This is a genomic window from Saccharibacillus endophyticus, assembly GCF_013185185.1.
In the GTDB taxonomy this organism is placed as follows: domain Bacteria; phylum Bacillota; class Bacilli; order Paenibacillales; family Paenibacillaceae; genus Saccharibacillus; species Saccharibacillus endophyticus.
Window position 1 is genome coordinate 352,840 of sequence record NZ_JAAZWE010000005.1, and the last position, 19,119, is coordinate 371,958.

At 54.6% G+C, this 19,119-nt stretch carries 18 protein-coding genes; 9 read left to right on the forward strand and 9 right to left on the reverse strand.

Annotation, left to right across the window (positions count from 1 at the left end):
- The first annotated feature begins 346 nt into the window (after positions 1–346).
- Together HRQ63_RS18935 and HRQ63_RS18940 are read left to right on the forward strand one after the other, a co-directional pair.
- Positions 347–1,027 (forward strand): response regulator transcription factor, encoded by a 681-nt coding sequence (locus tag HRQ63_RS18935; RefSeq protein ID WP_172246677.1) that lies wholly within the window; start codon positions 347–349, stop codon positions 1,025–1,027.
- A 38-nt stretch (positions 1,028–1,065) separates the two neighbouring features.
- Complete coding sequence (locus tag HRQ63_RS18940; protein WP_172246913.1) at positions 1,066–2,367, forward strand: sensor histidine kinase; 1,302 nt, start codon at positions 1,066–1,068, stop codon at positions 2,365–2,367.
- A gap of 150 nt (positions 2,368–2,517) precedes the next feature.
- Here the strand turns inward: HRQ63_RS18940 and HRQ63_RS18945 are convergent, their stop codons facing one another.
- From HRQ63_RS18945 to HRQ63_RS18965, 5 genes are all read right to left on the reverse strand, one after another.
- Positions 2,518–3,654 (reverse strand): S-layer homology domain-containing protein, encoded by a 1,137-nt coding sequence (locus HRQ63_RS18945; protein WP_172246679.1) that lies wholly within the window; start codon positions 3,652–3,654, stop codon positions 2,518–2,520.
- A 97-nt stretch (positions 3,655–3,751) separates the two neighbouring features.
- Positions 3,752–4,426, reverse strand: coding sequence for a hypothetical protein (locus HRQ63_RS18950; protein ID WP_172246681.1), 675 nt, complete (start codon positions 4,424–4,426; stop codon positions 3,752–3,754).
- Entirely contained in the window at positions 4,423–5,010 is a 588-nt protein-coding gene (locus HRQ63_RS18955) for an RNA polymerase sigma factor (RefSeq protein WP_216673990.1), read from the reverse strand. The genes HRQ63_RS18950 and HRQ63_RS18955 overlap by 4 nt, the downstream gene beginning before the upstream one ends.
- Before the next feature lie 230 nt (positions 5,011–5,240).
- Positions 5,241–5,819 carry an SEC-C metal-binding domain-containing protein gene (locus HRQ63_RS26045; RefSeq protein WP_229714305.1) on the reverse strand — a complete coding sequence of 193 codons (579 nt, stop codon included), beginning with the start codon at positions 5,817–5,819 and terminating at the stop codon, positions 5,241–5,243.
- A 207-nt stretch (positions 5,820–6,026) separates the two neighbouring features.
- Entirely contained in the window at positions 6,027–6,608 is a 582-nt protein-coding gene (locus HRQ63_RS18965; protein WP_172246683.1) for a hypothetical protein, read from the reverse strand.
- A gap of 321 nt (positions 6,609–6,929) precedes the next feature.
- On the opposite strand from HRQ63_RS18965, the gene HRQ63_RS18970 reads away from it, so the two are divergent.
- The 5 genes from HRQ63_RS18970 to HRQ63_RS18990 all read left to right on the forward strand — a co-directional run bounded on the left by HRQ63_RS18970 (position 6,930) and on the right by HRQ63_RS18990 (position 13,894).
- Complete coding sequence (locus HRQ63_RS18970) at positions 6,930–7,727, forward strand: phosphatidate cytidylyltransferase (protein WP_244966335.1); 798 nt, start codon at positions 6,930–6,932, stop codon at positions 7,725–7,727.
- A 550-nt stretch (positions 7,728–8,277) separates the two neighbouring features.
- Positions 8,278–9,882: an acyl CoA:acetate/3-ketoacid CoA transferase gene (locus tag HRQ63_RS18975; RefSeq protein WP_172246687.1), complete on the forward strand. Its 1,605-nt coding sequence runs from the start codon at positions 8,278–8,280 to the stop codon at positions 9,880–9,882.
- 45 nt (positions 9,883–9,927) lie between these two features.
- Positions 9,928–11,181: an L-lactate MFS transporter gene (locus tag HRQ63_RS18980; protein WP_172246689.1), complete on the forward strand. Its 1,254-nt coding sequence runs from the start codon at positions 9,928–9,930 to the stop codon at positions 11,179–11,181.
- A gap of 140 nt (positions 11,182–11,321) precedes the next feature.
- A complete protein-coding gene (locus HRQ63_RS18985; RefSeq protein WP_172246691.1) occupies positions 11,322–12,281 on the forward strand; it encodes a DUF561 domain-containing protein in 960 nt (319 codons plus the stop codon).
- 230 nt (positions 12,282–12,511) lie between these two features.
- Complete coding sequence (locus HRQ63_RS18990; protein ID WP_172246693.1) at positions 12,512–13,894, forward strand: sigma-54 interaction domain-containing protein; 1,383 nt, start codon at positions 12,512–12,514, stop codon at positions 13,892–13,894.
- Positions 13,895–14,018: 124 nt separating this feature from the next.
- On the opposite strand, the gene HRQ63_RS18995 is transcribed toward HRQ63_RS18990, so the two are convergent.
- From HRQ63_RS18995 to HRQ63_RS19005, 3 genes are all read right to left on the reverse strand, one after another.
- Positions 14,019–14,609, reverse strand: coding sequence for a hypothetical protein (locus tag HRQ63_RS18995; RefSeq protein WP_172246695.1), 591 nt, complete (start codon positions 14,607–14,609; stop codon positions 14,019–14,021).
- 52 nt (positions 14,610–14,661) lie between these two features.
- Positions 14,662–15,426, reverse strand: coding sequence for a class I SAM-dependent methyltransferase (locus HRQ63_RS19000; RefSeq protein ID WP_172246697.1), 765 nt, complete (start codon positions 15,424–15,426; stop codon positions 14,662–14,664).
- Positions 15,427–15,520: 94 nt separating this feature from the next.
- On the reverse strand, positions 15,521–16,102 hold the full coding sequence (locus HRQ63_RS19005) for a LysE family transporter (protein WP_172246699.1): 582 nt from the start codon (positions 16,100–16,102) through the stop codon (positions 15,521–15,523).
- Positions 16,103–16,236: 134 nt separating this feature from the next.
- On the opposite strand from HRQ63_RS19005, the gene HRQ63_RS19010 reads away from it, so the two are divergent.
- The gene (locus tag HRQ63_RS19010) at positions 16,237–16,791 is read left to right on the forward strand and encodes a helix-turn-helix domain-containing protein (RefSeq protein ID WP_172246701.1); all 555 of its coding nucleotides are present in this window, start codon (positions 16,237–16,239) and stop codon (positions 16,789–16,791) included.
- 294 nt (positions 16,792–17,085) lie between these two features.
- Here the strand turns inward: HRQ63_RS19010 and HRQ63_RS19015 are convergent, their stop codons facing one another.
- A complete protein-coding gene (locus HRQ63_RS19015) occupies positions 17,086–17,994 on the reverse strand; it encodes a DMT family transporter (protein WP_229714317.1) in 909 nt (302 codons plus the stop codon).
- A gap of 247 nt (positions 17,995–18,241) precedes the next feature.
- Between HRQ63_RS19015 and HRQ63_RS19020 the strand changes: the two genes are divergently transcribed.
- Positions 18,242–19,087 (forward strand): TrmB family transcriptional regulator, encoded by an 846-nt coding sequence (locus tag HRQ63_RS19020; RefSeq protein WP_172246703.1) that lies wholly within the window; start codon positions 18,242–18,244, stop codon positions 19,085–19,087.
- Positions 19,088–19,119 lie beyond the last annotated feature (32 nt).

Below are 19,119 nucleotides of genomic sequence, written 5' to 3' on the forward strand. Positions count from 1 at the left end.
ACTCCAACGTAGCTAGAAGCGAGAAGACGGAGAGAAAAATTCAGTTCAAGACGCCTTTGAACTTGGAAAATACCATTATAAAATTCCAATCCCTTTTTCCAAGTGAGACAGCGAATTGCGAAGCATTTCGAAGAAATGCACTTCGGGAGCCTACGCTTGCAATTTTTCTCGCAGTCTTCTCGCTTCCCCCGCCAACGTAACTTTCTCGCCCCCGACGTTCTCCCACCGGAGAGCGTCTTTTTTGCGTTTAACCTCGCCGCATCAAAACCTTAAGGTTCATTAAAGCCTTTCCCGATATAATGAAGACAATCGACAAACGAAACTTAAACAGAGGGTGACTATAGACATGCGAATCCTGATCGTGGAAGACGAACTGCATCTGGCGGAAGCCCTGTCTCAAATTTTGAAAAAGAACAATTACTCGGTCGACGTGGTGCACGACGGCGAAGACGGTTTGGATTACGCGCTCAGCGGTATTTACGATCTGCTGCTGCTCGACATCATGCTTCCGGGCATGGACGGCATCAGCATTTTGAAAACCGTACGGAGCAAAGGCATGGCCGTCCCGGTCATCCTGCTGACGGCCAAAGGCGAGATTCCGGACAAAATCGCGGGGCTGGATCACGGGGCGGACGATTACGTGGCGAAGCCTTTTTCCTCGGACGAGCTGCTGGCAAGAATCCGTGCGGCGATGCGGCGAAAAGGCGAAGTGATGCCGGAAGACGCGCTCAAGTTCGGCGATCTGGAGCTAAACGCGACCAATCCGAAGCTGACCGTGCGCGGCAAAGAAATCAAGCTGAATCCGAAAGAAAGCGAACTGCTGGAGCTGCTGATCGTGCGCAAACAAGCGGTAACGTCGAAAGAGCAGATCATCGAAAAGCTGTGGGGATTCGACTCGGAGGCGGAGCATAACAACGTGGAGGTCTATATCTCGTTTTTGCGTAAAAAACTGAACTTCCTCGGCTCGGAAACGCGCATCACCACGATTCGGAGCGTTGGCTACGTGCTGGAGGAGGGCAAAGCGTAATGGGCGGCTTGAATATGAAAGGCATGCCGATGAATCCCCTGTTTAAAAAGCTGCGCAACCGATTCCTTATCGTCAATCTGGTCACGATCGTCATCATCATGCTGGTCGCCTTCGCCACGATTTATACCATTACTTATCGGCAGGTTCACGACGAGATCGGCATGGATCTGGAGCGCACGACGAATATGTACCGCAGCGGATTAAACGGGACGATGCCGGGCAGCGGAAATACGGGCGGCAACGGCTCGGGCTCGCAAAACGGCGGCTTCGATCGGGGCGAGCCTCCGATGAACGGCTTCGGCGGAAATAACGCGCCGGAGCGCTCGGTCTCGTTCATGCTGCTGACCGACGCTTCGGGTGCGCTGATCGATACGGAATCGCGTTTCAGCATGACGGAAGACGACTATGCCCAAGCGCTTGCGCAGGCGGTCGCCGACGGCAAAGACAGCGGCGGCTTCACGCTCAGCAACAGCCGTTGGACGTTCCAAAAGATGCAGACGGAAGACGGAACGATGTACGTATTTATCGACACGACGTCCCGCGAAGAGATTTTGACCACGCTGATCTACGCATTCCTCGCCGTAGGACTGGCGATGTTGGTCGTCTTGTTCTTTTTCAGCCGATTCTTCGCCAACCGCTCGATCGAGCCGGTGCGCGAAGCGTTCGAGAAGCAGAAGCAATTTATCGGAGATGCCTCCCACGAGTTGAAAACGCCGCTTGCGGTCATCAACACCAACGCGGACGTGCTGCTGGCGAACCGGGACGAGACGATCCGCAGTCAGGAAAAGTGGCTGCGTTATATCAAGTCCGAGACGGAACGCATGGCGAAGCTGACAGGCGACCTGCTTTACCTGACCGAGATGGACGATTCCCGCTCGAATATGGTTCAGGCTCGTTTCGATCTGAGCGATGCGGTGGAGAACGTCATGCTGACGATGGAAGCCGTTGTTTTCGAAAAGGATCTGACGCTCGACTACGAAATCGAACCCGCGCTCGGTATCGCGGGCAGCCGCGAGCAGATCGTGCAGGTCACGATGATCCTGCTGGACAACGCGATCAAATACGCGAATGCGCAGGGCCGGATCGACGTATCGCTGAAGCAGGAACACGGCGAAATCGCGTTGTCGGTAAGCAACACGGGCGAAGGCATTCCCGCCGAGCACCTGCCGCGGGTATTCGACCGCTTTTACCGCACCGACCAATCGCGTACCCGCTCGCAGGGCGGACACGGGCTGGGACTTGCGATCGCGCGTTCGATCGTGGAGCAAAACAAAGGCCGGATCTCGGCGAAAAGCACGGTCGGCGAAAAGACGACGTTTACCGTGCAGTTTCCGGCTTGATCGACAACACGGACATATACCGAAAAAGACATCCTCGAAACAAAATGTTGCAAGCCTCATACTCTGCCCCGGTTGCGCGATCAATCCGCAATCCGAGAGGGAACGACGAGAGCTTGCAGCATTTTTTATATCTATTCGGGTACTCGCTGTTTATTCCGCAATCAAACGCGGACTCTTTGTACCTGTTACGGCACCGTTTTTACCCAATACCGCCGACCCGTCACCGTTTGCGGCAAAGTCGAAAGCATAACCGTAGTTTGCAGGCGCCCGGAACGATTCAAGCTGCTCTGCCGTGAATACGCCGGAGATGTACGTGTACTCGACCTTCTCCAGATTGCCTTGATACGTCCAAGCTTGAGCATAATCGATGTCGTAGCCGAGTGACTGGAGACGCTTCAGCTCTGCGGCTCCTTCGGCGCTTTGTTCATCGATCGGTGATCCGTTTTTGAACAGCGTCACCGCAACCTGTACCTTCGTGCTTGGAGCGGTCCGTTCGTCAATCGCCTGCTGCACGCTGCCTGTCGAGAAGAACTTGCCGTTCTCCGGAGCTGCATAAAGACCGGCTGCCGGAGCCGTTATCGGTTGTTCATGCGGCAGCACGTCGATGATTCGTTCATCATTCGAGTTCGCTTGATTCGAAGAACTTTTCTCCAAAAACTCCACCGCGTTGTATAAGATCACGGCTGCTTCCGCTCGTGTAATCTCCTGCGTCGGGTCAAAGTTACGCTCGGAATCCAAATCCGCAATGCCGAATACGATCGCCAACTGTACGGAATCCAGATATGCCGGGTTAAGCTTTTCGCCGTCCGCGATATCTTGGGCAACTACGTCGATAGCCGGCATATTGCCTACAGCTTGAAGACCCGTCATCACGTAATCGATATACTGCTCGCGGGTGATCGTTGCCGACGGACTGACCGACTTCGGGATATCGACGCCGTTGTAGTACGCATAACTGAACGCGTTGGCGTACCAAGCGTTTTCTTTGACAGCCGGGAAAAGGGTATTCAGCGCGATCAACGCATCCGTCAAAGGTTTCTCGTCCAGCTTGAACCCGTTGACGATAAGCTGAAGCGCTTCGGCCTGCGTTAATTTCGACTGCGGCGCGAAGGCGGTTTTACTCACGCCGTTGACGATCTTTTTGTCATGCAGCGCGAGAATCTTGTCGTGACCCGCTACGTTTTGCAAATCGCGGAAGTTCGTAGCAGATGCGGCCGAAGCGGCACCGCCTAGGGAAGCAGCAAGCAGGGAAGCGGACAGGACAGTGGTTGCGATTTTTTTATACATGGGAAGTTCCTCCTTGAAGGGGTTGAATGGGTTTGTTTTTGACGTTCTACCCTACAAGACGGAGATTTTATATTTCGGTTATTCTGGCGACAACATTTTATTTGGTTTTCGCTTTCGATTCGGATCGAACGCCGTTTTCTGCCGGCACGGGCGTGCCGTCAGCGTTGGTCGCGAAGCGGAACGCGTAGCCGTATTCGGACGAAGCCGGGAAGTTCTTCAGCTGCTCCGCCGTTAATAGGCCTGCTGCATACAAATAATCAACCTGTCCGCCTTCGCCTTGATACGTCCACGACTCGGCATAACCCACCTGCAATCCCAGCTCTTGAAGCCGCTTCAACTCGCGATGCGTATCGAAGCTGCCTACATTAAGCGGCGTGTCGTCCGCGAACAGATCGATTGCGACAAAATACTTCGTTCTGGAATCCTTGTTCGTCTCGAATGCGTGCCGAACCGAATCGAAATATACGATTTGACCGTTGCCCGGAGTAACCACACTGCTTGAAGGCTCATTTCCGATTGCCCGGTCGACGACCGGCCCGGATGCCGTATAGGTTACATTGCCATCGCGGTTGAACAAGCCGTCGTTGAAAATCAATAGCAATGCCGCCGCTATCAGAACGGAGGATAGTGCAGCTTGCCATAGTAGCCGCCCCTTGTTCCGGTTTCGATCCGCGCGGCCTGTCGGCTGTTCCGCCATAGCCTGCTCCATTCGCTCCAACAATTCATCGTCGACTTCGCCAATCGCTTGGTACAATCGTTCTTCATTATTCACGGCTGCATCCCTTCTTTCTCCAGATACTCTTTCAATTTGCCCCGGGTGCGGAACAGGCTCGCTTTGATATTGTTCTCCTTCACGCCGAACTTCGCCGCGATCTCGGCCAGCGGCATGCTATGCCAATATCGGGCCAGAAAGAGATTGCAGGCACTCTCGGGCAGCGTGCGCAAAAAGTCGTTGATCACGCGTCCGAGTTCCCGATCCAGCACCAGACTTTCCGTATCCGGGCCGCCGGGAATCGCTTCGCTCAATTCTTCGAGAATAGGCGATATTTCGCCGCCGCGCCGTTTGGCCTTTTTGCTGCGGAATTTATCGAGCGACAGATTGCGTACGATACGGCCGACGAAAAACGACAGATTGCCGGGGCGCTGCGGCGGAATGGCGTTCCAGGTACGCAGCCACGTATCGTTGACGCATTCCTCCGCGTCCTCCGTGCTGCGCAGGATATTATAGGAAATGGAATAGCAGTATCGGCCGTATTCTCGCGAAGCTTCGCCGATCGCCGATTCGCTGCGGTGCCAGAATAAATCAATGATTTTCTCGTCTTGCGATTCGCTGATTGAGCTGGATGGACTGTTCAATGTAAGGCTCCTTTCCGGGATTGCGCTCCCTTTATGATTACAGACGAAAATCTTGAAGATTGGTTATGCGAGGATTCGGAAAAAATCCGGACAGCAAAAAGCCGCCTGAAAGGCGGCTGAGGTGTCAGATCGTTAAAATCCTATTCGTTGGAGAAGCTTGGGCGCTGCGGGAGAAATTCGTTCGAGACGCCTTCTCGCTGAATTTCCTCTCCGCTTAACTGCTTCTGATTTTAAAGCGTACTGCCTTCGACCTGTATGTCCAGCTCGAACACTTCCGGCTCTTCGCCTTCAGCGGCACGCTTCAGGGAACTATTTAACAGATTTCCGTCTTCGTCCGTCGTCAGTACGGCTCCGTCAATCGGCGCCGCTTCGCTTATGCCTTCGGCCAGCGTCGATGCGGCGAACGCCATCAACGGACGCAGAATTTCTTGTTCTTGGAATTCGCCGAAGACGAGGGCACCCCAGAGTCGGTTGGCCAGAGCTTGAAGCAGGCGGCGCTCCGTGGGCAGGAAGCCTTCGCCGTAGCGGGTAAAAGCATGCAGGCTCGCTCCGTCCAGATCGTCCAGGGCGTCTCCGGCGAGTTCCATGAGTTCGGCATCGAGTTCTTCCGAACGCGCTTCGTTTTGCAAACGGTCGTTCAGCGCAGTAACGCGGTTGATATAGTAGCTTCGCGGCGTGAAGGTCGGATCTGCCTTTTTGCGTTCCGCGAACTTCACGGAGTCTGCGAAGGCGATATCTCGATCAATGCAGCACTTCTTGTACTTTTTGCCCGAACCGCAGAAGCACGGGTCGTTTCTTCCGATTTTCAATCGACTCTCTCCTTTTTCAACGATAATCTAGTAGCTTGTCTCGCTTAAATCTAGGGTTTGCGATTGAATGAAACGTGCATGGTTCTAGTACGTTTCAGGCAAGCGTAATCCTACATTAATTCGAGACAAGTCACTGGTACCTTATCAACTCTTAATCATAGGATTATGTTCGCTGGGCATAACCTTGCTTTTAGCGTTGATAAGGTACTATTCCGGCTCGGCACTTTCGACGGTCAATTCTTCCGGGGAGGCGGCATGCTCGTACTCGCTCAGCCGCCCTTCGTAGACCAGCATCATGCGCTCGCTCTGACGAAAATCGTCCGGCGTGACGAGCGCGGGCAGCTTGTTCCAGATCTTGATGCCCGACCGATGCAGAATCTCCGCCACGAATTGCGAACAGAAATACGAGTTGCTGAACTCCACCGGCTCTTTGAACGCCACGCCGACGATGCCGAGCAAATTGTACAGATACTTTTCCCGGCTGCGGATAAAAACGTTCAGCACCCGCTTCATTTTCTCGACCTCGCGCTCCGACACCTTCAGTTCGTAGATGACGCAGGTCGTATTCGGATAGCGGCTGAATGTGCCGGTACGAATGTCTTCGCGCACAAAGCCGCCGTCGATCGGATTGTACGGATTTTTCCGGCCGAAGCTGTACAGCTCCGTCAACTCGCGATCGAACGAGATCGAAGCATGATTGTAAGGCGCACGCGTGTAAACCCGGATCATTCGAGTAAACAGCGTGCCGGTATTGGTCAGTAGAATATACACGGATCGTTGATCCGCCATGGTCAATTTCCCCTTCCGCCTGGGCGCAGGGCTGACGAAATACGGCCTTTTTTTTTCGGGTGCATGGATCGCTTCCGCTTCAATGTTACGAACGATCCGCGCGCCGGGCCAAGTTTCATATTGCGCCTTTTTCAATGATTCCCTTATGATAGCATAGTCAAGCGGTCGCGACTGCTATTTTATCCTTAAGTTGGTGATGATGTGTTCAGTTCATATATCGTGCTTTTGATCGTGCTCGCCGTGCTGATTGCCGCGAATCTGGTGTATGTGTTCGTCAGCCGCAAGCAGCCGGGCAAAGACTACTCCTCGATCGGCACGCGCATGAAAACCTGGTGGGGCATGTTCTTCATTTTCTGCCTCGCCACCTTATTTACGCCTGCCGTCTCGCTCGTCTCCTTGATGCTGCTCTGCTTCTTCGCGCTTCAGGAATATTTCTCCATGATCCGAGGCACGCGCAAAGCGGATCGGCGGCTTTTTCTCTGGGCATACCTCGCGATTCCGGTACAGTTCTACTGGATCTACACGGGCTGGTACGGCATGTTCATCGTGTTCATTCCGCTGTACGTGTTTCTCGTGCTCCCGATTCCGCGTCTTTTGGGCAAAGGAACGTTCGGCTTCCTGCGCAGCGTCAGCTCCACCCAATGGGGCCTCATGCTCATGGTATTCGGTCTCAGCCATTTGGCGTATTTCCAGTTCGCGACCCCGGAGTTCGGCGGCGGGCTGGTGCTGTTTCTCGTCGTGTTGACCCAGATCAACGATGTCGTACATACTCTCGCGTCGCTTTATTTCGGAAAAAGAAAGGTCGTGCCGACCGCCAATCCGCAGTTGACCTGGGAAGGATTCGTATGCGCGTTCATCGTCACGACGGGAGCTTCGCTGGCACTGGCCCCGTATCTGACGCCGTTCAGTCCGACCGCCGCGGCCTGGTTTGGCGCGCTGCTCGCCCTTGCGGGATTTTTCGGCAGCCTGACCGTTTCCGTACTGAAACGCGATCTGCTCGTCGGCGACGAAGACAAAGCCTCGACGCTCAAGAAGAGTTACCTCAGCCAAATCGATAGCCTTACCTATACCGCTCCGGTCTTTTTCCACGTGGTACGCTATTTCTTCGAATTTATGTAAAAGGCAAGCTGCATGCGCATGCGTCCGTGAATGGGCTCATGCGCTTTTTTGCGACCTCCGAATCTGTTGCAAAAGTGCCTATTCGATTCTCTTCACCATTTCGTCACATGTACGCCCCTAAGCTTATGTTGCCGGATGCAGCCTCGTTTTTTGCTTTTCCGCATTTCATATCTCTTGTACCGGACTTCCCTCATTGCGATTTCGGATGAATCATAAGACTTTCCGTCTTCCATGAAAGTTGTCGCTTTTTTGCGACGGATCAAACTTCCGCGTTATCCTGCTGCGCAATCTGAATGTAGCGGACAGAAGAAGGTGGATTGAAGTCCATTTTCAAAAAAATATTCACTTTCTTCTCTGCTTATGCGATACAGTCGCATTTTCGCTACACTTTCGGGGTGGTTTTTTCAAAGCTTCATAAGATATTGACGGTACTTTTTGTTCGCGTTATTCTTCAAGTGAAAGTTTTCACTTAATAACTTTTCGCTTAAAGTGAATTATTTCACATTTTAAACTTAACGTTTTTTCCATTCTTATTAAGGAGTGATTGAATATGTCTAAAGTGATTACGGCGTCGCAAGCAGCAGCATTGATTCAGGACGGAGATACGGTGGCCGCGAGCGGATTCGGGCTTTCCTGCTGGGCGGAAGAGATGGGGATCGCGATCGAGGATCGCTTTATGGAAACTGGCGCGCCGCGCAATCTGACGGTAATCCATGCGAGCGCTGTCGGCAACCGCCGCGAGAAAGGCATGAGCCGCCTCGGGCACGAAGGACTCATCAAGCGCTGGATCGGCGGAATCGCGATTGCGTCGCCGGGCATGGCGAAGCTGATCGAAGAGGACAAGTGCGAAGCGTACAATCTCCCGCAAGGCGTCATCACGCAGCTGTTCCGCGAGATTGCCGCCAAGCGGCCGGGCGTTATTACCAAAGTCGGACTGGAGACCTTCGTTGATCCGCGCCTCGAAGGAGGCCGGATGTCGCCGTCTTCCAAAGAAGATCTGGTCAAGGTGATCGAGCTGGAAGGCGAAGAATGGTTGTTCTATAAGACGTTCCCGATTCAGATTGCCTTGATTCGCGGTACAGTCGCTGACGAGAACGGCAACCTGACGCTGGAAAAAGAAGGTCTGCATATGGAAGTGCTGCCGATCGCCCAAGCCGTGCGCAACTCCGGCGGGATCGTGATCGCTCAGGTAGAGACGGTAGCCAAAAACGGCACGCTCAATCCGAAAGACGTCAAAGTGCCCGGCATCCTGATCGATCATCTGGTCGTCGCCAAGCCGGAGAATCATTTCCAGACGGAGAATACCCTGTACAACCCGGCCTTTTCCGGTCAGATCAAAGTTCCGCTCAAAGATATCGAGACGATTCCGCTTGATGAGCGCAAAGTGATCTCCCGCCGCTCTGCTGCTGAACTGGCTCCGAATACCGTGCTGAATCTCGGCGTCGGCATCCCGGTCAATGTCTCGACGGTTGCAGCGGAAGAAGGCGTAAGCGATCAACTTATCTTGACCACGGAAGCAGGCTCGATCGGCGGCGTTCCGGCGGGACTGAAAGACTTCGGCCACGCTTATAACTCCGAAGCGATCGTGGATCACGATTCGCAATTCGACTTTTACGACGGCGGCGGTATCGACCTCTCCGTGTTGGGTCTGGCACAGACGGATCAGTTCGGCAACGTGAATGTCAGCAAATTCGGCACGCGCGTCGCAGGCTGCGGCGGCTTTATCAATATCTCGCAGGCGGCCAAAAAGCTGGTGTTCGCCGGAACCTTTACCGCAGGCGGCCTTGAAGTGAAAGTCGAAGACGGACAGCTCAAGATCGTACAAGAAGGCAAAGCGAAGAAGTTCCTGAAAAACGTCCAACAGGTGACGTTCAGCGGATCGTATGCGGCCAAAGTCGGACAACCTGTCATCTATGTGACGGAACGCGCCGTTTTCGAACTGGTTGAAGGCGTGATGACTTTAACCGAGATCGCACCGGGCATCGACCTGCAGCGCGACATTTTGGATCAGATGGAATTCGCCCCCGCGATCGCCAAAGACCTGAAATCGATGGACCCCGGCATGTTCCGCGAAACCTGGGGCAGCTTGAAATCCATCATCGAAAAACGCCAAGCCGCACAAATTCAGTCCGAAGAGCCTGTCGCCATCGGCTAGATCGGCTAACGCATCCATTCCCCATTCCGAAGGAGAATATAAGCCATGAATTCATCGACCCAACCCAACTTGAACCGCTGGACGATCCTGATCGTCTCCGTTCTGATCAATATCTGCGTCGGCTCCATTTACGCGTTCAGCGTATTCGCTATGCCGCTCAGCAAAGTGTTCGACGCCACCATGCCGCAGATCATGATGGCCTTCACCATCAACGGCGCGATCTCCCCGATTCCGATGATCCTAGGCGGAAAGCTCGTCGACAAAGGCGGCGCGCGGACCGCGATCTTCCTCGGCGGCGCCATGTTCGGCATCGGCTTCATTTTGTCCGGTCTCGCGACCGCGCCGTGGATGCTTTACCTGACTTACGGCGTCATTACCGGGATCGGCCAAGGGATCGTTTACTCGGCGACCATCGGCAACACCGTGAAGCTTTTCCCCGATAAAAGAGGGCTGGCTGCCGGTCTCGTGACCGCAGGCTACGGCGGCGGTACGATCGTGATCGCGCCGATCGCCAACGCCCTGATTACGGGCTCCGGCGTGCAATCCGCCATGATGATGCTCGGCGTCGCTTTCCTGATTGTCATCCTCGGCTGCGGCCTGCTGGTCAAAGCCGCTCCCGTCGGCTATGCGCCGCTGGGATGGACGCCGCCGGTTACAGCCGGACGGCCGGGCGGAATCAACTTCAACTGGCATGAAATCATTCGCAAACCGATCTTCTACGTCATCGCCTGCCTGTTCCTGATCGGCGCATTGTCCGGCATGATGGTGACGGCCAACGCTTCGGTCATCGGTCAAACGATGTTCGGTCTGACTGCGGCCAGCGCCGCCTTGTTCGTCAGCTTATACTCTCTCAGCAACTGCCTCGGCCGGATCGTCTGGGGCGCGGTGTCCGACCGGATCGGACGCACCAAGTGCTTGATGGCGATCTATCTGGTGATCGCGGTCATGATGCTCACGATCGCCCTCTCGTCTTCCGTTGTCGGCTTCGCCGTCGCAATCATCGGCATCGGGCTGTGCTTCGGCGGCACGATGGGCATCTTCCCTTCCATCGTCGGCGAAAAGTTCGGCATGAAGTATTACGGCGTCAACTACGGCGTGACCTTTATCGGCTATTCCGGCGCTGCTTTCTTCGGTCCTCGCATCGCGGGTTCGGTCGCAGCTGCCAACGGCGGCGCGTTCACCAATGCCTTCTATATTGCGCTTGTCATCGCTCTGGTCGGCTTCGCGTTGACTTTCGTCTTCAAGGCGATGGAGAAAAAGACGGCTGCGGCCCCGGTCACCCCGACTCGCGCGGCGTGATTTTGATCCTCGTGCCTTACGCTTTTCTATCGGTATGCTAAAAGAATCTGGCGTTCGAAGCCTGGGAGTTCTCCCGGTTCGAACGCCGCATGCTCCATCCATATTTCAAAATTTCATTTACTTAATTGGAGGAATTACTCATGACTATCACTGAACTGCTCGGCATCCAATACCCGATCTTCCAAGGCGCCATGGCGCAAATTGCACGCGAACCGCTGGTCAGCGCCGTATCGAACGCAGGCGGTCTCGGTATCATCGGCTCCGGCGGCATGAGCGCGGATGTGCTGCGCGAAGAAATCCGCAAGGTGAAAGCCGCTACGGACAAACCTTTTGCCGTCAACCTCATGCTGATGATGCCGAACATCCCCGAGCTGATCGGCGTCATTTTGGAAGAAGGCGTGAAGATCGTGACCACGGGCGCGGGTACGCCTGCTCCGTACATGCCGATTCTCAAAGAAAACGGCTTGACCCTTATCGCCGTGATCCCGTCCGTGAAGATCGCCAAAAAGATGGAAGCTCTCGGCGTGGACGCCGTAGTCGCCGAAGGCACCGAAGCAGGCGGACACGTCGGCGAAACCACAACGATGGCGCTGGTTCCGCAGGTTGTGAGCGCCGTATCCATTCCGGTCGTTGCCGCCGGCGGCGTGGCAGACGGTCGCGGTATTGCGGCGGCCTTCGCATTGGGTGCGCAAGGCGTGCAAGTCGGAACCCGCTTCCTGACCACCTTCGAATGCCCGACCCACGAGAATTTCAAAAAAGCCGTGTTGGACGCCGACGATACCAGCACAACGGTGACCGGACGCAGCATCGGCGGACCGGTTCGCAGCATCAAAAACAGCATGATCGCGGAATTCCTCAAGTTGGAGAACGAACACGCTTCGCGCGAAGAGTTGGAAAAAATCAGCCTGGGTTCCCTGCGCCGCGCCGTATTCGAAGGCGACACCGATCGCGGTTCGGTCATGGCGGGACAAATCGCCGGGCTGTGCAACGAACTGACCAGCGTCGAAGAAATGATCGCCGGCATGTTCGCCGAAGCGCAGCAGCATCTGGATCGCCTGGGCGCGCTGAGCCTTACGCCTAAAACACCTGTACAGGCTTAACGCTTGTAGTTGGAGTTCACTTCTCGCGTACTCCGTTACTTCCTGACCGGGACGACTTCTTTAGGGAAGTCTTCCCGGCTTTGCTTTTCGGCTAATTGCCGTTAAAAAGCACGCTTTACTCAAGCGATTCGGTTATGATACGTATAATCCGCTCTATTCGCCCGTTTGCTTTCCTATTCCGTTGACCTTCTATCGGACGTAGTCAACGTATCATTTCGAGGTGATCCTGTATGAACCGCAGCCAAGACGGCCTTGCGAACGAATATGCCGGCCTGATCGACGGTCAGTCGCCCGGCACGCTTTTTGTTACTGACGCGCGGGGCAATATCCTCATTTCCAATGAATTCACGGCGCTCACGATCGGCATTCCGCTCGAAGAGCTTTTGAAATATAATGTGCAGGATCTGGTGAAAGCCGGCTATTACAGCGATTCGGTCACCATGAAGGCAATCGGGGCCAAAAAGAAAGTCTCGATGGTCATTCGCACGGTGCAAGGCTTCAACGTGATGTCCACCGCTACCCCGATTCTGAACCAGGACGGCGAGGTGCAGCTCGTCGTCACCAGTTCCAATAGTTACCCCGGCGAAGCCGTGCGGGAAGAAACGCCGCCTTCACCCAACGCCAAGCCGCGACGCGGCGCTGTTCGCCTAGATCCGGACACGGCTTCCGGCATCATCGCCGAAAGCCTGGCCATGAAACAAATCATTCAGGTCTGCAATCAGATTGCCTCCTACGACAGCAAGGTGCTGATCCTCGGCGAATCCGGCACGGGCAAAGAAATTATAGCCAAATATATTCATCGCAAAAGCGCAAGATGGAACGGCCCGTTCATCCCGGTCAACTGCGCCGCAATACCGGTCGACTCGTTCGAATACGAATTATTCGGACGCGAGCCGCAGGCAACCGGACGCGCGGACGGTAAAAAAGGACTGGTCGAGCTGGCCGCAGGCGGCGTGCTTTTCCTCGACGAGATCGCGGAAATGCCGCTCGATATGCAAGCCAAGCTGCTGCATGTCCTTGAAAGCAGCGAGCTGCGCCGAATCGGCGGCACAGAGCCGATCCCTGTTCATTGCCGGGTCGTCTGCGCTACGAACCGCGATCTGTGGAGCATGGTGCAGCAAGGACAGTTCCGCGAAGATCTCTATTACCGGATCAACGTGATTCCGATCCATATCCCTCCGCTGCGCAGCCGCAAGCCGGACCTCGTCGGACTGACCTCGAGCTTTATCGCGCACTTCAACGCCGCCTACGGCAAACGGTATATGCTGGGTGCCGACGAATTCCAACGCATCCTCGATCAGCCCTGGCACGGGAATGCGCGCGAGCTGCGCAATTACATCGAGCGGCTGGTCATCACGGGCAGCGTGCAGAGCGATGAGCGAAGCGGCGAGGAAGGGTTGAACGATGCTTTTGCGCTCGATCATTTTATTTCCCGTAACCGCGGGCGTACCGGTTCGTTAAAAGACTTTGCCGCGATCGCGGAAGGTCGTTACATCAAGCAAATGCTGGCCGAGTGCGGCGGGAATGCGGCAGAAGCCGCCAAGCGTCTGGGCGTGGATCGCTCGGTCGTGTATCGGAAACTGAAAAAGATGGAAGAGGTGTTGGGCGATTAAGCTCAGCACCTTTTTATCCGTCTACCCTAGTAGCTTGGCCAACCTTGATCATAGGTTTACGTTTGGCTGAAACGCACACGCTTTAGGTGCGTTTCAGCCGGGCGTAACCTTACATTTAACTTGGTCAAGCTGCCAGCGTCTTCACCAGCCGAACAATCTTACCCGACGTCATCGCGTTCCAGCTCCGGGCCGACTTATCCGTTCCGGGCACGATCGCATCCACATAATAGCCATGCTGATTGCGCAGCGGATAATTGTCCAACCGATCAAACGAATCGTTCACCAACGCCGGAAATTCCGCCCAAAAGTCGTCCGCCTTTCGCCTCTGCGCAGCAGATAAGCGGAAATTCGCATTCACTGCCGACTCCACGTCGAATTGAAAATACATCGTGCCTTGCCGCATCATCTCGGCAAAAGCCTCACGCTCGCGGATCATCGAGACATCATCTTTCAACACGGGAAAAGGCCCTGCGATCTTCGGCACTTCAACCTCCGAAAGTCGCTCCATGAAGGCGGCGAATTCGGCTTTTTTCGACGGATCAGGCGGCGAGTATTCGTAATAGTCCGGCGCCAATTCGTTCAGCAGTCGCAGCCGTTCCTCATGCGTTGTCTCCGATTCATCGAATGACAAGACCCATTTCGCCGTAGGCTCGAGCTTTTTTAACGCAAGAAACGCTTCGCCACCCCGTTCACTTTGATAATCGATGTCACGCATTATTCGCCTCCTTTTTTCGTACGCCAATGGAGTCATTCCCGTTTTCAACCGATTACAGCGTTCCCCAATACACTTCCGTTTCATAGTCAAAAGAAATCCGTCCGTCCTTCGCGGTCTGATCGAAGATTCGACGCAGTTCCTCCATCATCGGCGCGTAGTTTTCTTGATCCGGCGAAGGCACATAGGAAGAAGAATTCAAGCGGCCGCTGACTCCTTCGAAGTCGAACAACTGATGATTCGGGAACTTGGCTAATGTCATGTTGTTTTTTTCGAAAAACGACTGCAATTCCGCCGTCTCGACGTTGGTCGTGTTCCGATGGTTAACCTTGCTGTAGTCCGTCCCGTACGTCAGCAGCATTTGCTCGTAGGCTTCAAGGAAAGGCGTGCCCGATGTGAGACGGTTGTTCCAAATCAGAATGACGGGACTGCCGGGCTTTAGAATTCGTTTGAACTCGGCATGCGCCGCTTCCCGGTCGAACCAGTGGAAAGCCTGCGCGCATACAATGGCTCCGACGCTCGCGTCCGGCAGTCCGGTATGTTCGGCCGGAGCGGCAAGCGCGCGAAATGCGAGATTACCGCCCAATTCCTTTTCCGCCGCTCCCCGCATGTCGTCGTTCGGTTCGACGGCGATCACCTGACTGCCGCGATCAAGCAATAAACGCGAAAAGATACCGGTTCCTGCTCCGATATCCGCGATTTCGTTTACGCCGTTCAGTCCTACCTCTTCATACAAATAATCCATTGCCGCCTGCGGGTAGTCCGGACGGTATTTGACGTAGGCGTCTACCCGAGCGGAAAAGCGCTGTTTGCTGTCCATGATTTGTTTCCTCCTTTAGTTTTGTTTCACTAAATGAAACTAAGTTTCGTTTTATCATCATTATACAGGAGAAAACCAGCTTACCGCAACGCAATTACAACCAACCCGCTACCGCACTATATGCAAGCATCAGTGCCATAACGGTGTTGAACGCTCGTTCATGCCGCATGAGGAAAGGCTGAAATAACGCGCCAAACGCCGCCCACGATCCGGAAGAAAACAAGGCGATCACCCCAAGCAGCGCCGATACGCCGAGCAGTTGCAGCAGCGAAGGAGCATGCGGCATGACGAACGTCGATACAGCCGTGATCGCGTACAGCAGCAGCTTGGGATTGACGAATTGAAGCCAAAAACCGGCGCGAAGCGAATAGGCCAGACGAATTCCTTTTTCCGTGCCGCTGCCTGTGCTTCGATAAATTTTCCGCGCCAGCCACAACATATATCCGGTTCCGAGCACACCCATCATGATCCGAACGCCGGGAATCCATTGATACAGCGCCAGATTCAGCAGACATGCCAACAACGTAACGCCAAAACAACCGGCCGATACTCCCGTCACAAAAGCGGTCATTCGACGAAATCCCAATCTTCGTGCTCCGTCTAAAGCCATTAGATTGTTAGGCCCTGGCGTAAAGCTGGCCGCAATCGCATATGAAACCAAAGCAAAAAAAGACATCTGCCCACCCCTTTGTATGCTATAATTTAACAAATTGTACGCTTTAACGTACTTTTGTTTTACACTATAGCCTTGTACGCTAAAAAGTTCAATATAGACTTTTTAACGCACAATATAAAAGGAGTGGGTTTCTATTGGAATCGATCAATCTGATCCTGAGCCAAAATCTCAAAAACCTGCGCGCCGAACGCAAACTTAGTCTGGATAAGCTCGCCGAGCTTACCGGAATCAGCAAAACGATGCTCGGCCAAATCGAACGCGGCGAATCCAGCCCGTCGCTTACGACCGTCTGGAAAATCGCGAACGGCCTAAAGGTCTCTTTCACCTCCCTGATCGTCGAACCGCCCGCAGATGCCGTGGTCGTACGCCGCCAAGCCATCCAAGCCTTAGAAGACCCGGAGCGCAAATACCGACTGTATCCCGTATTCCCCTACGACGCCGAACGCGGTTTCGAAGTCTACACCGTCGAGATCGACCCGGGCGGCGAATTAGGATCCGACCCGCACCGCGAAGGAACCGAAGAACTGATTACGCTGTTCGCAGGAACACTGGAACTTGAAATAGCCGGAGAACCCTACACCTTGCAAACCGGCGACGCCATCCGCTTCCGCGCCGACCGCCCCCACCGCTACCGCAACCCGGGACCCGACCCGGTAAAATTGAGCATGACGATCCGTTATCGGGATTAAGGTGAAGCAAGGCAAAATAAGCGAAGACGAAGAATCGTCAAACGCAAAAAAGACAGAAGCGAATAAGATCCGCTCTGCCCCATATTTATCTCTATCGTTATCTTTGCCTTTTCTTTTACCTACCCACCTCCAAGAAAACACCTATTCAATGAGGAGCCCCAGCGGAGGGAGAAATTCAGCGAAAGACGCCTTTGAACATGTAAAGTCGGAGACTTTATATGTGAAACAGCGTCTTCAAGCATTTCGAAGAAATGCACTTCGGAAGCATACGCTGGCAATTTTTCCCGCAGCGCCTCACCGAGCAGGCTTTTTCTTCTCCCTCACACTCAGGATCACGCCAAGAATAACGATACTCCCTCCAATCCAATCCCCCGGCCGCAGCGTCTCGCCCAAAACCGCGATTGACAGTGCCACGCCGAAGATCGGCACGAGATTCATCAGCGCCATCGCCGTTCCCGCCGTCAGTCCCCGCAGCCCGTAATTGTACAGCATGAACGCCGCCACCGAGCAGAACAAGCCCAGGTAGAGCAGCATCCACATCGACTCCGTCGTCGGCATCTGCCATTTGTCTTTTTCGATCAACGCGAGCGGAATAAAAGCAATCGTGCCCGCAATCGTCTGGTAAAAGGACACCGTCACCATCGAGTAGCGGCCGACCACCTTGCGCGTCGCGAAGTTGTACACCGCGAATACGAAGCCCGCAGCGATCAGCAGCAGATTTCCGATCAGCGCATGCTCTCCGCCTTCGCTGCCGCCCCCGCCGGAAATCCGATATACCCCGAAGATCGCCATAGCGATCCCGATTCCGCGCATCCATGAAATCTTCGTCCGGTAAAACATAAATTCCAGCAGCGCCGTAATCGCCGGGTACGAAGCGACAATCAACGCGGCGCTCGACGCCGTCGTCATCTCTACCCCTATATTTTCCAAAGCGAAATACATCGTGGTTCCAAGCAAGCCGCTCAATGCCATCATCCCGAGGTCTTTGGGAGCGGGAAGCGTGAACTCGCGCTGCAGCAGCATGATTCCGCCCAAAATCACCGACGCGATCGCGAATCTCGCGGCGCCCAAGGTCAACGGCGGGAACGAAGCATAAGCGATCTTGGTTCCGACGAATGATGTGCTCCATAACAGAATTGCAATTAACGCGGCAATCAGGTAAAGCGTTCGTGCATGACGAATGCCGGTCTTCGCGCCTGAAATGCGTTTGGGTGTATCGGTCTTTCTATGTTCCTGCGTGATCGTTCCCACTGCTATACCTCCATTTGCGCGATGCATCATCGTTTTTATATAGTCGCTACTTTTGTAGTCACTAGTATACAGATATAACATCGACGCTATACGGTGTCAAGGCAGGTGTGGGATAATACAAGGAAAAGACCGCCGAAAGGCGAGGCTTTCGGGTCGTGATCGCATGACTGCGGCTGCAAAAGAACAGGGAGGTTCACCGATGAAACCCGAAATCGTTAAACTGCTGCAAGATCTGAACTTTACCGAATACGAAGCGAAGGCTTACCTTGCGCTTTTGGATAAATCTCCGCTGTCGGGGTATGCCGTGTCTTTGGGCTCCGGCGTGCCGCGCTCCAAAATTTACGAGGTGCTCGGCGGATTGGTCGATCGCGGGGAGGTATTGGTCAGCCATGAAGAACCTTCGCTGTATACCCCGCTGCCGCCGCAGGAATTGATCCGTTTGAAAAAGCGCCGCGCCGAATCTTCGTTCGAAGCGGCGGAGACGGCGCTGGAGCATTATTCGTTCGTGTCCTCCAATCGGGAAAACATCTGGAATATCACCGGTGCGGACGCCATTATCGAACGGGCCGCCGACGCGATCGAACGCGCGGAGCATCGGGTGCTGCTGGAGATTTGGCCGGAAGAAGCGAAGCTGTTGGAAAAAGATCTGCGCGCCGCCGCGAAACGCGGGCTGGACGTGCTGTTGGTCGTGTACGGAGAGTTGTCGGAATTTGATTTCGCTCAGGTCTATCCGCACGATTCGAGCGACGAGATCACGCAGGAATACGGCGGACGCTGGATCGTGGTCAGCGCGGACGACCGCGAGGTCGTGGCGGGGATCGTGTCGCTCGGTGCGGACAGCCGCGCGGCATGGACGCTGCATCCGGGACTGGTCATGCCGATCACCGAAGTGATCGTGCACGACTTGTACATTTACGAGCTGATGCAGGCGCATCGCGAGACGCTGGAAGCGACCTTCGGACCGAACCTGATCGAACTGCGCAAACGCTACAATGCCGGGCCGAACGGCTACAGCATGGCGGCAAGGTTGGGGCTGGGCGGATAACGCGTTCGCTGGTATACTGACTTCGATTGTAC

Coding starts and splice junctions, on each gene's coding strand:
- HRQ63_RS18985 (WP_172246691.1), top strand. CDS start 11,322: ATGACTATCACTGAACTGCTCGGCATCCAATACCCGATCTTCCAAGGC.
- HRQ63_RS18980 (WP_172246689.1), top strand. CDS start 9,928: ATGAATTCATCGACCCAACCCAACTTGAACCGCTGGACGATCCTGATC.
- HRQ63_RS18990 (WP_172246693.1), top strand. CDS start 12,512: ATGAACCGCAGCCAAGACGGCCTTGCGAACGAATATGCCGGCCTGATC.
- HRQ63_RS19020 (WP_172246703.1), top strand. CDS start 18,242: ATGAAACCCGAAATCGTTAAACTGCTGCAAGATCTGAACTTTACCGAA.
- HRQ63_RS18965 (WP_172246683.1), bottom strand. CDS start 6,608: ATGGCGGATCAACGATCCGTGTATATTCTACTGACCAATACCGGCACG.
- HRQ63_RS18975 (WP_172246687.1), top strand. CDS start 8,278: ATGTCTAAAGTGATTACGGCGTCGCAAGCAGCAGCATTGATTCAGGAC.
- HRQ63_RS19000 (WP_172246697.1), bottom strand. CDS start 15,426: ATGGACAGCAAACAGCGCTTTTCCGCTCGGGTAGACGCCTACGTCAAA.
- HRQ63_RS18945 (WP_172246679.1), bottom strand. CDS start 3,654: ATGTATAAAAAAATCGCAACCACTGTCCTGTCCGCTTCCCTGCTTGCT.
- HRQ63_RS18935 (WP_172246677.1), top strand. CDS start 347: ATGCGAATCCTGATCGTGGAAGACGAACTGCATCTGGCGGAAGCCCTG.
- HRQ63_RS19005 (WP_172246699.1), bottom strand. CDS start 16,102: ATGTCTTTTTTTGCTTTGGTTTCATATGCGATTGCGGCCAGCTTTACG.
- HRQ63_RS18970 (WP_244966335.1), top strand. CDS start 6,930: ATGAAAACCTGGTGGGGCATGTTCTTCATTTTCTGCCTCGCCACCTTA.
- HRQ63_RS18995 (WP_172246695.1), bottom strand. CDS start 14,609: ATGCGTGACATCGATTATCAAAGTGAACGGGGTGGCGAAGCGTTTCTT.